We start from the raw sequence: 16,193 nt of genomic DNA on the forward strand, positions 1-16,193 counted from the left end.
AGGGCAGGACGCCTACTGACTGCCGTAATCCATTTCATGATTGGGAGCGTCACAACAATGACTATGAATAAGACCTTGCTGGCTACTCTGTTCGCAGCTGGCGTGCTGGCAAGTGCCGGCGCCCAGGCGGCTGGTTGGTGCGAGTCGGGTAAACCGGTGAAATTCGCCGGCCTGAATTGGGAAAGCGGCATGTTGCTCACCGACATCCTGCAAACCGTGTTGGAAAAAGGCTACGACTGCAAAACCGACAGCTTGCCAGGCAATTCCATCACCATGGAAAACGCCCTGGGCAGCAACGACATCCAAGTGTTCGCCGAGGAGTGGGTAGGTCGCAGCGAGGTCTGGAACAAAGCCGAGAAGGCCGGCAAAGTCGTCGGCGTCGGTGCTCCGGTGGTCGGCGCGGTAGAAGGCTGGTACGTGCCGCGCTATGTGATCGAAGGCGATGCCAAACGCAAGCTCGAACCCAAGGCCCCGGACCTGAAAAACATCGCCGACCTGGCCAAGTACGCCTCGGTGTTCAAGGACCAGGAAGAACCGTCCAAGGGTCGTTTCTACAACTGCCCGGCCGGTTGGACCTGCGAGCTGGACAACAGCGAAATGCTCAAGAGCTACGGCCTGGAAAGCACCTACACCAACTTCCGCCCGGGCACCGGCCCGGCGCTGGATGCGGCGGTGCTGTCGAGCTACAAACGCGGCGAGCCGATCCTGTTCTACTACTGGTCACCGACGCCGCTGATGGGCCAGGTCGACCTGGTCAAGCTGGAAGAAAAGCCCGGCGTGGATAAAACCGTGAGCATCAAAGTCGGCCTGTCCAAGACTTTCCACGAGCAAGCCCCGGAACTGGTGGCCGTGCTGGAAAAGGTCAACCTGCCCATCGACCTGCTGAACCAGAACCTGGGCCGCATGGCCAAAGAACGAATCGAATCGCCGAAACTGGCGAAAATTTTCCTCAAGGAACATCCTGAAGTCTGGCACGCCTGGGTGAGCGAAGACGCAGCCAAGAAAATCGACGCGGCCTTGTAGGTCAAGGGTGCACGGCTACCCTCAAGGGTGGCCGGGCGGCTGGCCACAACCCACTGGATCGAGAGCACGATATGTTTCCTGAGAGTTTTACCTTTTCCATCGCCGACTGGGTCAACGGTTGGGTGGACGCACTGGTCACCAACTACGGCGATGTGTTCCGGCACATCTCCGACACGCTGCTGTGGGCCATCGTCAACCTGGAAGGCCTGCTGCGCGCGGCGCCCTGGTGGCTGATGTTGGCCATCGTCGGCGGTATTGCCTGGCACGCCACCCGCAAGGTGGTGACCACGGCGGTGATTGTCGGCTTGCTGTTCCTGGTGGGCGCGGTTGGCCTGTGGGACAAGCTGATGCAAACCCTGGCATTGATGATGGTGGCCACGGTGATCTCGGTGTTGATCGGCATCCCCTTGGGCATCCTGTCGGCGCGCAGTAACCGCCTGCGTTCGGTGCTGATGCCGTTGCTGGACATCATGCAAACCATGCCCAGCTTCGTGTACCTGATCCCGGTGCTGATGCTGTTCGGCCTGGGCAAGGTCCCGGCGATTTTCGCCACGGTGATCTACGCCGCGCCGCCGCTGATTCGCCTCACAGACCTGGGGATTCGCCAGGTCGATGGCGAAGTCATGGAAGCCATCAACGCCTTCGGCGCCAACCGCTGGCAGCAACTGTTCGGCGTGCAATTGCCGCTGGCGCTGCCAAGCATCATGGCCGGGATCAACCAGACCACCATGATGGCGCTGTCGATGGTGGTGATCGCCTCGATGATCGGTGCCCGTGGCTTGGGTGAAGACGTGCTCGTCGGCATCCAGACCCTCAACGTCGGCCGCGGCCTTGAAGCCGGGCTGGCGATCGTGATTCTCGCAGTGGTCATCGACCGCATTACCCAGGCTTATGGCCGCCCACGGCATGAGGCGAGCAAATGACGACTGTCAGCAAAATCGAAGTCAAAAACGTCTTCAAGATTTTCGGCGCACGCGCCAAGGATGCGCTGGCCATGGTAGGCCAGGGCAAGACCAAGGACCAGGTACTGGCCGAGACCGGTTGCGTGGTCGGCGTCAATGACCTGTCCCTGAGCATCGGCACCGGTGAGATCTTCGTGATCATGGGCTTGTCGGGTTCGGGCAAATCCACCCTGGTGCGCCACTTCAACCGGCTGATCGACCCCACCAGCGGCGCGATCCTGGTGGACGGCGAAGACATCCTGCAACTGGACATGGAAGCCCTGCGTCAATTCCGTCGGCACAAGATCAGCATGGTGTTTCAGAGCTTCGGCCTGCTGCCGCACAAGAGCGTGCTCGACAACGTTGCCTACGGCCTCAAAGTACGTGGCGAAACCAAGCAGGTCTGCGCCGAACGTGCGTTGCACTGGATCGAAACCGTGGGCCTCAAAGGCTACGAAAACAAATACCCCCACCAGCTGTCCGGCGGCATGCGCCAGCGCGTGGGCTTGGCTCGCGCCTTGGCGGCCGACACCGACATCATCCTGATGGACGAAGCCTTCAGCGCCCTCGACCCGTTGATCCGCGCCGAGATGCAAGACCAGTTGCTGGAGCTGCAAAAGACCCTGCACAAGACCATCGTGTTCATCACCCACGACCTCGACGAGGCCGTGCGCATCGGCAACCGCATTGCGATTCTCAAGGACGGCAAGCTGATTCAGGTCGGCACCCCGCGAGAGATTCTGCACTCGCCGGCGGATGAATATGTGGACCGCTTTGTTCAGCGCCGGGCGGCGGTGGTCTGATCCGGGCTGTGTTGATCGTTCCCACGCTCCGCGTGGGAACGCATTTCGTGACGCTCCGCGTCACTTGGGGGGACGCAGAGCGTCCCAGGCGGCGTACCCACGCAGAGCGTGGGAACGATCAATGCTGCCTAAGAATTGAAGAAGGTATAAAGATGTCCCAGGCAACCAAAATCATCATCGCCGACACCCCCATGCGCTGGCAGGACGTCACCGCCGTCGCCCGCCACGGCGCGGTGCTCGAACTGTCGGGCCACGCCTGGGCGCGCATCGACAATGCCCAAGCCATCGTGCAGCGCATCGTCACCAGCGGCGAGCGCGCCTATGGCGTGAACACCGGCCTGGGCGCGCTGTGCAACGTCTCGCTCAAGACCGAGCAACTGAGCCAACTGTCGCGCAACACATTGCTGAGCCACGCCTGCGGCGTCGGCCCGGTGCTCAGCGATGAGCAGACCCGCGCGATCATTTGCGCGGCGATCATCAACTACAGCCACGGCAAGTCCGGCCTGCATCCGCAGGTGGTGCACGCACTGCTGGCGCTGCTCAACCATGGCATCACCCCGCAAGTGCCGTCCCAAGGCTCGGTGGGGTACCTGACCCACATGGCCCATATCGGCGTGGCCCTGCTGGGCGTCGGCAATGTGAGCTACCGAGGCCAGATCGTCACGGCGCAACACGCGTTGCAGGCTGAAGGTTTGCAGCCGGTGGTACTCGGCGCCAAGGACGGCCTGTGTCTGGTCAATGGCACGCCGTGCATGACCGGCCTGAGCTGCCTGGCCCTGGCTGATGCGCATCACTTGCTGCAATGGGCCGACGTGATCGGTGCCATGAGCTTCGAAGCCCAGCGCGGCCAGATCGACGCCTTCGATGAAGCCATCATCGCCCTCAAGCCACACCCAGGCATGCAGCAAGTGGGTATCAACCTGCGTGCCCTGCTCGACGGCAGTGAGGTGATCGCCAGCAGCAAAGGTATTCGCACCCAGGACGCCTTGAGCATTCGCTCGATCCCGCAGATTCACGGCGCGGCCCGCGACCAGGTGGAACACGCCACGCGCCAGATCGAAACCGAACTCAACAGCGCCACCGACAACCCGCTGGTGCTGGGCACGCCGGATAATTACCGTGTGGTGTCCCAGGCCAACCCCCACGGGCAGTCCGTTGCGATGGCGGCCGACATACTCGCCATCGCCATGGCCGAGATCGGCTCGGTGGCCGAGCGCCGACTGGACCGTCTGGTCAACCCGCATGTCAGCGGCCTGCCAGCCTTTCTGGTGAGCAACCCGGGCGTCAACTCCGGAATGATGATCGTGCAATACGTCGCCGCGTCCTTGTGCGGGCAGAACCGCCAGTTGGCGCAACCTGCCGTGCTCGACAACTTCGTCACCTCGGGCCTGCAGGAAGACCACTTGAGCATGGGCACCAACGCTGCGCTCAAGCTGCACCAGGTGCTGGCCAACGTCACCCAGATTCTTGCCATCGAGTACCTGCTGGCGGCCCAGGCTTTCGAGTTTCTCAAGGGCCAGCGCTTCGGCGCCGGTACCGACCACGCCTGGCGTCTGCTGCGCGAAGTGGTCCCTGCCTATGAACAGGACCGTTGGCTGGCGCCGGATATTGCCGCCGCTGCCCAGCTGCTTAAAAACACTGCATTACCGAATTTGCACTGAACACCTAAGAACAATTCACAAGGAGTATGAATGTGACTGCGCTAAACCTGATTCCAGGCCAACTGAGCCTCGCCCAACTGCGTGCCATCTACCAGCAGCCAGTAACCCTCAGCCTGGATGACAGTGCCTCGGCCCAGATCGAAGCCAGCGTTGCCTGCGTGGAGCAGATTCTCGCCGAGAACCGCACCGCCTATGGCATCAACACCGGTTTTGGCTTGTTGGCCTCGACCCGCATCGCCAGCGAAGACCTGGAAAACCTCCAGCGTTCCCTGGTGCTGTCCCACGCCGCCGGCGTCGGTGAGCCGATCAGCGATGCGCTGGTGCGACTGGTCATGGTGCTCAAGGTCAACAGCCTGAGCCGTGGCTTCTCCGGGATTCGTCGCCAGGTGATCGACGCGCTGATCGCGCTGATTAATGCCGAGGTGTACCCGCACATTCCGCTCAAGGGTTCGGTCGGCGCCTCCGGTGACCTGGCGCCGCTGGCGCACATGTCCCTGGTACTGCTTGGCGAAGGCAAGGCGCGTTACAAGGGCGAATGGCTGGAAGCCACCGAGGCACTGAAAATCGCCGGCCTCACGCCGCTGACCCTGGCCGCCAAAGAAGGCCTGGCCCTGCTCAACGGCACCCAGGTGTCCACGGCCTACGCCCTGCGTGGCCTGTTCGAAGGCGAAGACCTGTTCGCCGGTGCCCTCGCGTGCGGCGGCCTCACCGTGGAAGCGGTACTGGGTTCGCGCTCGCCGTTCGATGCGCGTATTCATGCGGCACGTGGCCAACGTGGCCAGATCGACTCGGCAGCGGCCTATCGCGACCTGCTCGGTGAGAGCAGCCAGGTGTCCCAATCGCACCAGAACTGCGACAAGGTACAAGACCCGTACTCCCTGCGTTGCCAGCCACAGGTCATGGGCGCCTGCCTGACCCAATTGCGCCAGGCCGCCGAGGTGCTGGTGGTAGAAGCCAACGCAGTGTCGGATAACCCGCTGGTCTTTGCCGCCGAGGGTGACGTGATTTCCGGTGGCAACTTCCACGCCGAGCCGGTGGCCATGGCGGCCGACAACATGGCGCTGGCCATTGCCGAAATCGGCTCCCTGAGCGAGCGCCGTATCTCGTTGATGATGGACAAGCACATGTCGCAACTGCCGCCGTTTCTGGTGGGCAATGGCGGGGTGAACTCCGGTTTCATGATCGCCCAGGTGACCGCAGCCGCGCTCGCCAGCGAGAACAAGGCACTGGCCCATCCCCACAGCGTCGACAGCTTGCCGACCTCGGCCAACCAGGAAGACCACGTGTCCATGGCCCCGGCTGCGGGCAAGCGTCTGTGGGAAATGGCCGAGAACACCCGGGGCATCCTCGCGGTGGAATGGCTCGCGGCGTGCCAGGGCCTGGACCTGCGCGACGGCCTGAAGACCTCGCCCAAGCTGGAAAAAGCCCGTGGCATCCTGCGCGGCAAAGTGGCGTTCTATGACAAGGACCGTTTCTTCGCCCCCGACATCAACGCCGCCAGCGAACTGCTCGCCAGCCGCTGCCTGAATGAGCTGGTGCCGGCCAGGTTGCTGCCAAGCCTCTGACCGCGACTCGGTCTGTGCCTGATCATTCCCACGCTCCGCGTGGGAATGCATCCTGTGACGCTCTGCGTCACCGCTCTTAAAGCGGACGCGGAGCGTCCAGGTCGGAGTTCCCACGCCGAGCGTGGGAACGATCTTCTCCTCATAAGAATAATTAGGGACGAGAAATGCACCAGCCAGAAAAAGGTTTGAAACGCGGGCTCAACGCCCGACATATTCGCTTCATGGCCCTGGGGTCCGCGATCGGCACCGGGCTGTTTTATGGCTCCGCCTCCGCCATCCAAATGGCTGGCCCTGCCGTGCTGCTGGCCTACCTGATCGGCGGCGCTGCTGTATTCATGGTGATGCGCGCCCTCGGCGAGATGGCTGTGCACAACCCGGTGTCCGGCTCCTTCGGTCATTACGCCAGCACCTACCTGGGGCCGATGGCCGGGTTTATCCTCGGTTGGACCTACGCCTTTGAAATGATCATCGTCTGCCTCGCCGACGTCACCGCGTTCGGCATCTACATGGGCTTCTGGTTTCCCGAAGTGGCCCGTTGGGTCTGGGTGCTTGGCATCGTGTTTTTGATCGGCGGCCTGAACCTGTGCAACGTCAAAGTCTTTGGCGAGATGGAGTTCTGGCTGTCGCTGCTCAAGGTCGGCGCCATCGTGGCGATGATCCTCGGCGGTTTTGGCATCATGCTGTTCGGCATTCACTCGGCAGGCGAAACCCAGGCCAGCGGTCTGAGCAACCTGTGGGCTCACGGCGGCTTCATGCCTAACGGCATCGGCGGGTTAATTGCCTCGTTTGCGGTGGTGATGTTCGCCTTTGGCGGCATCGAAATCATCGGCATCACCGCCGGTGAAGCCAAGGACCCGCAACGCGTGATCCCCAAGGCGATCAACGCGGTGCCGCTGCGTATATTGCTGTTCTACGTGCTGACCCTGTTCGTGTTGATGGCGATCTACCCGTGGCCGCAGATCGGCAGCCAGGGCAGCCCGTTCGTGCAGATCTTCAGCAACCTGGGGATTGGCTCGGCGGCGACTATCCTTAACATCGTGGTGATCTCGGCGGCGGTGTCGGCGATCAACAGCGACATCTTCGGCGCCGGCCGCATGATGTACGGCCTGGCTCAACAAGGGCAGGCGCCCAAGGGCTTCGCGCAATTGTCCAAACAAGGCGTGCCGTGGATGACCGTGGTGGTCATGGGCGCCGCTTTGCTCGGCGGTGTGGTGCTCAACTACCTGATCCCGGAAAACGTATTCCTGCTGATCGCCTCGATTGCCACCTTCGCCACCGTGTGGGTCTGGCTGATGATCCTGTTTACCCAGGTCGCCATGCGCCGCTCCATGACCAAGGCGCAGGTCGCCGAACTGAAATTCCCGGTGCCGTTCTGGCCCTATGCGCCGGCAGCGGCCATTGTGTTCATGCTGTTTGTGTTTGGTGTACTCGGTTACTTCCCGGACACCCAGGCGGCGTTGATGGTGGGCGCCGTGTGGATCGTGCTGCTGATCATCGCCTACTGGCTGTGGGTCAAGCCTGCCGCCGGGCAAACGGCCAAGGTCGATTACGACCCGGTCTTGTCTCATCGATAACTTAGGGAGGCGTTGATGAAAACGCTTTGGCAACACTGCCACGTCGCAACCATGGCCAACGGTAAATACTCGATCATCGAGGATGCCGCCATGGTGACTGCCGGCTCGCTCATCGAGTGGGTCGGCCCCCGCAGCCAGGCGCCGACGGCGGATTACACCCAGGTGCATGACCTGCAAGGCGCGTGGGTCACCCCCGGGCTGATCGATTGCCACACCCATACGGTGTTTGGTGGCAACCGCAGCGGCGAATTCGAGCAGCGCCTTGAAGGCGTCAGCTACGCCGAGATCGCGGCCAAGGGCGGCGGCATTGCCAGCACCGTGCGCGCAACCCGTGCGGCGAGCGAAGATGAGCTGTTCTTGAGCGCCGAAAAGCGCCTGCGTAGTTTGCTGCGTGACGGCGTGACCACGGTGGAGATCAAGTCCGGCTACGGCCTGGACCTGGCCAACGAACGCAAGATGTTGCGCGTGGCCCGGCGCCTGGGTGAAGCGCTGCCGGTCAGCGTGCGCGCCACGTGCCTGGCCGCCCACGCGTTGCCGCCGGAGTACAAAGACCGTGCCGACGACTACATTGAGCACATCTGCAAGGAGATGCTGCCGGCGCTGGCAGCAGAAGGGCTGGTGGATGCGGTGGATGCCTTCTGTGAATACTTGGCCTTTTCCCCCGAACAGGTCGAGCGCGTATTCAAGGTTGCCCAACAGCTTGGCTTGCCCATGAAGCTGCACGCCGAGCAGCTCTCATCGCTGCACGGCTCCAGCCTAGCGGCGCGTTACCACGCGTTGTCGGCCGATCACCTGGAATTCATGACCGAAGAAGACGCCATCGCCATGGCCGCTGCCGGCACCGTCGCCGTGTTGCTGCCGGGCGCTTTTTACTTCCTGCGTGAAACCCAGTTGCCGCCCATGGACGCCCTGCGCAAGCACAGCGTGAAGATCGCCATCGCCAGCGACCTTAACCCCGGCACCTCGCCGGCGCTGTCGGTGCGGCTGATGCTGAACATGGCCTGCACCCTGTTTCGCATGACCCCGGAAGAAGCCCTGGCCGGCGCCACGCAACACGCGGCCACCGCTTTGGGCCTGGGCGATACCCATGGTTCGCTGGAAGTGGGCAAGGTCGCGGACTTTGTCGCCTGGCAGATCGACCGCCCCGCCGACCTGGCCTACTGGCTGGGTGGCGAACTGGATAAACGCGTCGTGCGCCACGGCGTCGACGTCACTGTTTGAGAGGATGCTGTTGTGGATAAGGTTCTGACATTCAAACAAGGCCGCGTACCGCTGCTGATCAGCATGCCCCACGCCGGCTTGCGCCTCACCCCTGCGGTCCAGGACGGGTTGATCCCCGAGGCGCAAAGCCTGCCGGACACCGACTGGCATATCCCCCTGTTGTATGACTTTGCCCAAGAGCTGGGCGCCAGCACCCTGGCAGCGGAGTACTCGCGGTTTGTCATCGACCTGAACCGGCCTTCCGACAACACGCCGCTATATGCCGGCGCTACTACCGGCCTGTACCCAGAGACGCTGTTCGACGGCGTGCCGTTGTTCCGTGCAGGGCAAACGCCCTCCGACGAAGAGCGGGCCAGCTACCTGCAAAAAATCTGGGGGCCGTACCATCGCCAACTGCAAGAAGAACTGGCGCGCCTCAAGGCCGAATTCGGTTATGCGTTACTGTTCGACGCGCACTCGATCCGCTCGTTGATCCCGCACCTGTTTGACGGCAAATTGCCGGACTTCAATTTGGGTACTTTCAACGGCGCTGCGTGCGACCCGCAGCTGGCCAGCCAGCTGGAAGCCATCTGCGCTCAGCATCCGCAATACACCCATGTGTTGAATGGGCGCTTCAAGGGCGGCCATATCACCCGTCACTACGGCAACCCGGCGCAGGATATCCATGCGGTGCAGCTGGAGTTGTGTCAGAGCACCTATATGGAGGAGTTCGAACCGTTCCGTTATCGCCCTGATCTGGCCGAGCCGACGCAGGTGGTGTTGAGGCAGTTGCTGGAAGGACTGTTGACTTGGGGGCAGAAGCACTACCGGTAATTGTTGCTGCTGCTGCAATAGCTTTCGCGAGCAAGCCCGCCACACACTTGACCGCGCGCTATCATGAGAATGCGCTCCAAATGTGGGAGCTGGCTTGCCTGCGATAACGGTGGTTCAGCAACACTTTTATCAACTGACACACCGCCATCGCAGGCAAGCCAGCTCCCACACTGTCGCCAAGACTGAAGCTTCTACCCGCGATGACTCATCCCAGGCTCGCCTGCGCCAAACCTACAACCGCATGTGCTATCGCTCCGAAGCGCCTGATCCAGCAGAAGGCTGGCCCACGGTTGTTTGCGGGCTCGCGGCCAAGTGCCAGAGGTGGATCGGCTGTATGACTATCTGCTCGGTTATCTGAGGCGCGAACTGCTGACACAGGTCTAAGTGCTCAAGGACATGCTCATTGCACAATTCGGGTTTATGATGCCAGACGGCAAAATAATAGACGTCCCCCCAGGGATGAACCCGACACCCTACGGAGCACGCAATGCAGACTTGGTACCCGCAGATCAAACCCTACGCCCGGCACGATCTGGCTGTCGATGACACCCACACCCTGTATGTCGATGAAAGTGGCTCCCCCGAAGGCTTGCCTGTCGTGTTCATCCATGGAGGTCCCGGCTCCGGTTGCGACGCCCAGAGCCGCTGCTATTTCGACCCGAACCTCTACCATATTGTCACCTTCGACCAGCGTGGCTGCGGCCGCTCTACGCCAAGGGCCAGCCTTGAGAACAACACCACCTGGGATCTGGTCGCCGACCTTGAACGCATCCGCGAGCACCTGGGCATCGACAAGTGGGTGCTGTTCGGCGGCTCCTGGGGCTCAACCCTGGCCCTGGCCTACGCGCAAACCCATCCCGAGCGTGTGCTCGGCCTGATCGTGCGCGGCATCTTCCTTGCCCGCCCCCAGGATATTCGCTGGTTCTACCAGGAGGGCGCGAGCCGTCTGTTCCCGGATTACTGGCAGGACTACGTGGCACCGATCCCGGTGGAGGAGCGCCACGATATGATTGCCGCTTACCACAAGCGGCTGACCGGCAATGACCAGATCGCCCAGATGCACGCGGCCAAAGCCTGGTCGGGCTGGGAAGGCCGCATGCTGGGCCTGTGCCCGAGCCCACAACATGTGGAGCGGTTTTCCGAGCCGCAGCGCGCCCTGTCCATCGCACGTATCGAGTGCCATTACTTCACCAACAACTCCTTCCTGGAACCCAACCAGCTGATTCGCGATATGCACAAGATCGCCCATCTGCCTGGCGTCATCATCCATGGCCGCTACGATATGATCTGCACGCTGGATAACGCCTGGGAGTTGCACCAGGCCTGGCCCAACAGCGAGTTGCAGGTGATCCGCGAGGCGGGGCATGCGGCATCCGAGCCGGGTATCACTGACGCGCTGGTACGCGCGACCGGCGAAATGGCTCGGCGCTTGCTCGACCTGCCGCCTGAAGAAGCATGAAGGGCCTGTTGCAGCGGGTGCGTGGCGCCCGGGTCGAGGTTGCGGGTGAGGTGGTAGGCTCAATCGACCAGGGTTTGCTGGTGCTGGTCGCCGTCGAGCCTTCAGATACGCCCGAAAGCGCCGACAAACTGCTGCACAAGCTGCTTAACTATCGGGTGTTCAGTGACGAGGAGGGCAAGATGAACCTCTCCCTCAAGGACATCGGCGGCGGTTTGCTGCTGGTGTCGCAGTTCACCTTGGCGGCGGATACCAAGAGCGGGCTGCGGCCCAGCTTCTCCACGGCGGCTCCACCGGCCCTGGGAGCGGCGCTTTTTGATCACTTGTTGTTACAAGCGCAACAATTGCATGGCAAGGTGGCGTCAGGGCGTTTTGGCGCTGATATGCAGGTGCACCTGGTCAATGATGGCCCTGTGACCTTCCTCTTACAGACATGAATGTATGAAAAGCGACGTTAATGCCTAAAAACGCAGGGTTTCGCTACAAATACTTCACTGTCCCTGATGCGTTGTCTCGCGGGCTACTAGATAATCGCGCGCTACGGGGATCAGCGTTGTTTGGTCCATTTTTGACTTAGGTAGAGCCTTGTCCGATGGCCTTTGGGGAATCATTTTGCCCTTGGGGAGTCGGAACATTGCTCGCCAACCTGGCATATAGATAGCTGGCCGTTGGTTTTTTGATCTGTTTTCGGCGAGGGTTGCTCGTGATTGTTAGTCCCTGTAATGCACCAAAATTGTCTGCCAAACGGTTACGAAACGCACTGGTGACGGGCTCTGCCCTGTTTTGCCTGTTCGGCGCGGGTCAACTGTGGGCGTTCAGTCTGGATGATGTGTCGGCCAAGGCGAAAGAGCTGGCCGGGCAGAAATACGAAGCTCCGCGCAGCAATTTGCCGAACGAATTCCGCGAAATGAAATTCGCTGACTACCAGAAGATTCGTTTCCGCAATGAAAAAGCCGAGTGGGCCGATCAGAACACCCCGTTCAAGCTGTCCTTCTATCACCAGGGGATGCATTTCGACACCCCGGTGAAAATCAACGAAGTCACCGCCGACAGCGTGCATGAAATCAAGTACGACCCGACGCGTTTCGATTTCGGCGATGTGAAATTTGATCCTAAAGCCACCGAACAGCTGGGTTACGCCGGTTTCCGTGTGCTTTTCCCGATCAACAAGGCCGACAAGCAAGACGAAATCATGACCATGCTCGGCGCCAGCTATTTCCGCGTCGTGGGCAAAGACCAGGTGTATGGCCTGTCTGCCCGTGGCATGGCGATCGACACTGCGTTGCCGTCTGGCGAAGAATTCCCGCGTTTCACCGAGTTCTGGATCGAGCGTCCAAAACCGGGTGACAAGCATCTGGTGATCTTTGCGCTGCTGGATTCGCCACGCGCCACTGGCGCCTACCGCCTGATCCTGCGCCCTGGCACCGATACCGTGGTGGACGTCAAATCCCAGATGTTCCTGCGTGACAAGGTCAGCAAACTGGGCGTTGCGCCGTTGACCTCGATGTTCCTGTTCGGCGCCAACCAGCCGTCCAAGGTCCTCAACTACCGTCGCGAGCTTCACGATTCCAGCGGCCTGTCGATCCACGCCGGCAATGGCGAGTGGATCTGGCGTCCACTGAACAACCCTAAACACCTATCGGTCAGCAACTTCAGCGTCGAGAACCCGCGTGGGTTCGGCCTGCTGCAACGTGGTCGCAACTTCAGCCACTACGAAGACCTGGACGACAACTACGACAAGCGCCCGAGCGCCTGGATCGAACCTGAAGGCGATTGGGGCAAAGGCTCCGTCGACCTGGTCGAGATCCCGACTGCCGATGAGACCAACGACAACATCGTGGCCTTCTGGAGCCCGGCCGAGCTGCCGGAAGTCGGCAAGCCGCTGGACGTGGCCTACCGCCTGCACTGGACATTGGACGACGCGGCTTTCCATTCGCCAGACAGTGCCTGGGTCAAGCAGACCCTGCGCTCCACCGGTGACGTGAAGCAATCCAACCTGATCCGTCAGCCCGATGGCAGCGTGGCCTACCTGGTGGACTTCGAGGGCCCGTCCCTGAAGAAACTGCTGCCGGACGCTCCGGTACGTAGCCAGGTGAGCGTGGGTGATAACGCCGAACTGGTTGAAAACAGCGTGCGTTACAACGAACACACCAAAGGCTGGCGCCTGACCCTGCGTATGAAGATCAAGGACGCAAGCAAGCCGACCGAAATGCGTGCGGCGCTGGTGCAAGATATCGTGCAGCCTGAGCCTGAGTCGGTTTCCAACCATGTGCTCAAGGCCGACAAAGTCTTGGCCAAGCAGCATGAGAAGCAGGCCAAGAAAGACGCCAAGGACAAGGAAGCCAAACAGCCTGAGGCTGCCCCAGCCACACCGGAGCCGATCAAGACCGAGCAAGTCCTGACCGAAACCTGGAGCTATCAGTTGCCTGCCGATGAGTAATTCTCAAGTCAAGCCAGAGACTCTGTCCGAGTACCTGGCGCATCTACCCATGACGGCTGAGCAGCGCGCCGAGCTGGCGGGCTGCAAGTCCTTCAGCGAGTTGCACGAACGTCTGTCGTCCAAGACCTTCGACGCACCGGCCGACGCTGCCCAAGCGTCGGTTGGCCGCCGCTTGACCCTCAACAGCGCCGAAGAGCTGCAAGACGCCGAGATGCTGGCGCTCGATGCCAGCGGTCGTGTGTGCCTCAAGGCCACGCCGCCGATCCGCCGGACCAAAGTGGTGCCCGAGCCTTGGCGTACCAACATTCTGGTGCGCGGTTGGCGCCGGATGACCGGCCGCACCAACCCGCCCAAGCCACCGAAAGACGAGCGGGTACTGCCGGCTGCGCGCTGGCGTACCGTGGGCTCGATCCGTCGTTACATCCTGTTGGTGCTGATGCTGGGCCAGACCATCGTGGCCGGCTGGTACATGAAAGGCATCATGCCGTACCAGGGCTGGTCGCTGGTCGACTTCGACGAAATTCGCAACCAGACCCTGCTGCAAACCGCTACCCAGGTACTGCCTTACGCACTGCAAACCAGCATCCTGATCATGTTCGGGATTCTGTTCTGCTGGGTGTCGGCTGGTTTCTGGACTGCGCTCATGGGCTTCCTGGAACTGCTGACTGGTCACGATAAATACCGTATCTCCGGTAAAAGTGCCGGTGACGAGCCGATTCCCAAGGATGCGCGCACCGCCCTGGTGATGCCGATCTGTAACGAAGACGTGCCGCGTGTATTCGCCGGTTTGCGTGCAACGTTCGAATCGGTGGCCGCGACCGGTGACCTGGATCGCTTCGATTTCTTCGTGCTCAGCGACAGTAACGACGCCGACATCTGCATCGCCGAACAGCAAGCCTGGCTCGACGTATGCCGCGAAGCCGGTGGTTTCGGCAAGATCTTCTATCGCCGTCGTCGCCGCCGCGTTAAGCGCAAGAGCGGCAACCTCGACGATTTCTGCCGTCGTTGGGGTGGTGACTACAAGTACATGGTCGTTCTTGATGCTGACTCTGTGATGAGCGGCGAGTGCCTGACCAGCCTGGTGCGCCTGATGGAAGCCACGCCGGATGCCGGGATTATCCAGACCGCGCCGCGTGCGTCGGGCATGGACACCCTGTATGCGCGCATGCAGCAGTTCGCTACCCGCGTATACGGCCCACTGTTTACCGCCGGCCTGCACTTCTGGCAGTTGGGTGAATCCCACTACTGGGGTCACAACGCTATTATCCGTATGAAGCCGTTTATCGAGCACTGCGCCCTGGCGCCGTTGCCCGGTAAAGGCGCGTTTGCCGGTGCGATTCTTTCCCACGACTTCGTTGAAGCCGCGCTGATGCGCCGTGCCGGCTGGGGCGTGTGGATTGCCTACGACCTGCCGGGCAGCTACGAAGAACTGCCGCCGAACCTGCTGGATGAACTCAAGCGTGACCGTCGCTGGTGCCACGGTAACCTGATGAACTTCCGCCTGTTCCTGGTTAAAGGCATGCACCCGGTGCACCGTGCGGTGTTCCTCACCGGCGTGATGTCTTACCTTTCGGCGCCGTTGTGGTTCTTCTTCCTGGTGCTGTCCACGGCCTTGCTGGCGGTGAACACGCTGATGGAACCGCAGTACTTCATGGCTCCGCGCCAGTTGTACCCGCTGTGGCCACAATGGCACCCGGACAAGGCGGTTGCGCTGTTCTCCACCACCATCGTGCTGTTGTTCCTGCCTAAACTGCTCAGCATCATCTTGATCTGGGCCAAGGGCGCCAAAGAGTTCGGTGGCAAGTTCAAGGTGACCCTGTCGATGCTGCTGGAGATGTTGTTCTCCATGCTGCTGGCGCCGGTGCGGATGATCTTCCACACCCGTTTCGTGCTCGCCGCGTTCCTCGGCTGGGCCGCTACCTGGAACTCGCCGCAACGTGATGACGACTCCACACCTTGGAGCGAGGCGGTCAAGCGCCACGGTCCGCAAACCGTGCTGGGCTTTTTGTGGGCGCTGCTGGTGGTGTGGCTGAACCCAAGCTTCCTGTGGTGGCTGGTGCCTATCGTCGGTTCGCTGATGCTGTCGATCCCGGTGTCGGTGATTTCCAGCCGGGTCAAGTTGGGCCTCAAGTCCCGGGACGAGAGCCTGTTCCTGATTCCTGAGGAATACAATCCGCCGCAAGCCCTGCTGTCGACCGAGAAGTACACCCACGAAAACCGTTGGCACGCCCTCAATGACGGCTTTGTGCGTTCGGTGGTCGACCCGCAGCAGAACGCCCTGGCCTGCGCCTTGGCGACCTCGCGGCACCGTGAGGCCGAGCCCATCGAGTACCTGCGCATGGAGCGGGTTCGCCACGCGTTGAAAGTCGGCCCGGCCGGCCTCAACAACAGCGAACGCCTGGCCTTGCTCAGCGACCCGGTGGCCCTGGCTCGCCTGCATGAGCAGGTGTGGAGCGAAGGCCATGCCGAGTGGCTCGGCGCTTGGCGTGCCTCGATCAAGGCTGATCCGCACGCGCCATTGCTGCCCCTGCAACCACAGTCGCCCCAGGCCCAACCGGCCTGATTCAGGCACCCCCGAAGGCTCACTTCGGGGGTGTTTCAAACGTTGGTCCTACAGCGTTTTTAGCCCCTTCCTTTTTATTCCTAACTCCTTGTTATTTCGAAACAAAAGACCTTTGTTCGAAGCGTATTGCCGT

The 16,193-nt window shown here is 61.4% G+C and carries 11 protein-coding genes and 2 pseudogenes; all 13 read left to right on the forward strand.

All coding sequences use genetic code 11. From position 1 onward, the window contains the following. Positions 1-57: 57 nt before the first annotated feature. Complete coding sequence (locus QK296_RS03945; protein ID WP_161904189.1) at positions 58-1,023, forward strand: ABC transporter substrate-binding protein; 966 nt, start codon at positions 58-60, stop codon at positions 1,021-1,023. 71 nt (positions 1,024-1,094) lie between these two features. Beyond that, positions 1,095-1,946: a proline/glycine betaine ABC transporter permease gene (locus tag QK296_RS03950; protein ID WP_003187838.1), complete on the forward strand. Its 852-nt coding sequence runs from the start codon at positions 1,095-1,097 to the stop codon at positions 1,944-1,946. Beyond that, positions 1,943-2,767: a glycine betaine/L-proline ABC transporter ATP-binding protein gene (locus tag QK296_RS03955; protein ID WP_014716537.1), complete on the forward strand. Its 825-nt coding sequence runs from the start codon at positions 1,943-1,945 to the stop codon at positions 2,765-2,767. Before QK296_RS03950 ends, QK296_RS03955 begins: the two co-directional genes overlap by 4 nt. Before the next feature lie 152 nt (positions 2,768-2,919). Then, positions 2,920-4,428 carry a histidine ammonia-lyase gene (gene hutH / locus QK296_RS03960; RefSeq protein ID WP_282390619.1) on the forward strand — a complete coding sequence of 503 codons (1,509 nt, stop codon included), beginning with the start codon at positions 2,920-2,922 and terminating at the stop codon, positions 4,426-4,428. Positions 4,429-4,454: 26 nt separating this feature from the next. Further along, positions 4,455-5,993: a histidine ammonia-lyase gene (gene hutH, locus QK296_RS03965; RefSeq protein WP_087149707.1), complete on the forward strand. Its 1,539-nt coding sequence runs from the start codon at positions 4,455-4,457 to the stop codon at positions 5,991-5,993. A 164-nt stretch (positions 5,994-6,157) separates the two neighbouring features. After that, the gene (locus QK296_RS03970) at positions 6,158-7,567 is read left to right on the forward strand and encodes an amino acid permease (RefSeq protein WP_014716540.1); all 1,410 of its coding nucleotides are present in this window, start codon (positions 6,158-6,160) and stop codon (positions 7,565-7,567) included. A 15-nt stretch (positions 7,568-7,582) separates the two neighbouring features. Continuing rightward, the gene (gene hutI / locus QK296_RS03975; RefSeq protein WP_282390620.1) at positions 7,583-8,788 is read left to right on the forward strand and encodes an imidazolonepropionase; all 1,206 of its coding nucleotides are present in this window, start codon (positions 7,583-7,585) and stop codon (positions 8,786-8,788) included. 12 nt (positions 8,789-8,800) lie between these two features. Continuing rightward, positions 8,801-9,601, forward strand: a complete 801-nt coding sequence (gene hutG, locus QK296_RS03980) for an N-formylglutamate deformylase (protein ID WP_094774375.1) — start codon at positions 8,801-8,803, stop codon at positions 9,599-9,601. Between the two features lie 273 nt (positions 9,602-9,874). Further along, positions 9,875-9,985: pseudogene (locus QK296_RS03985) on the forward strand (alpha/beta hydrolase); the annotation flags it as partial. A gap of 103 nt (positions 9,986-10,088) precedes the next feature. Further along, on the forward strand, positions 10,089-11,060 hold the full coding sequence (gene pip, locus QK296_RS03990; RefSeq protein WP_014716544.1) for a prolyl aminopeptidase: 972 nt from the start codon (positions 10,089-10,091) through the stop codon (positions 11,058-11,060). Continuing rightward, complete coding sequence (gene dtd, locus QK296_RS03995) at positions 11,057-11,494, forward strand: D-aminoacyl-tRNA deacylase (RefSeq protein ID WP_003187854.1); 438 nt, start codon at positions 11,057-11,059, stop codon at positions 11,492-11,494. The genes pip and dtd overlap by 4 nt, the downstream gene beginning before the upstream one ends. Before the next feature lie 266 nt (positions 11,495-11,760). Further along, positions 11,761-13,497: a glucan biosynthesis protein G gene (locus QK296_RS04000; protein WP_003187856.1), complete on the forward strand. Its 1,737-nt coding sequence runs from the start codon at positions 11,761-11,763 to the stop codon at positions 13,495-13,497. Continuing rightward, positions 13,490-16,068, forward strand: a pseudogene (gene mdoH / locus QK296_RS04005) (glucans biosynthesis glucosyltransferase MdoH); the annotation flags it as partial. The gene QK296_RS04000 and the pseudogene mdoH, both read left to right, overlap by 8 nt. Between the last annotated feature and the right edge of the window lie 125 nt (positions 16,069-16,193).

Origin of the sequence: Pseudomonas sp. AL10 (assembly GCF_029960685.1) — a bacterium.
Lineage (GTDB): Bacteria > Pseudomonadota > Gammaproteobacteria > Pseudomonadales > Pseudomonadaceae > Aquipseudomonas > Aquipseudomonas lactis.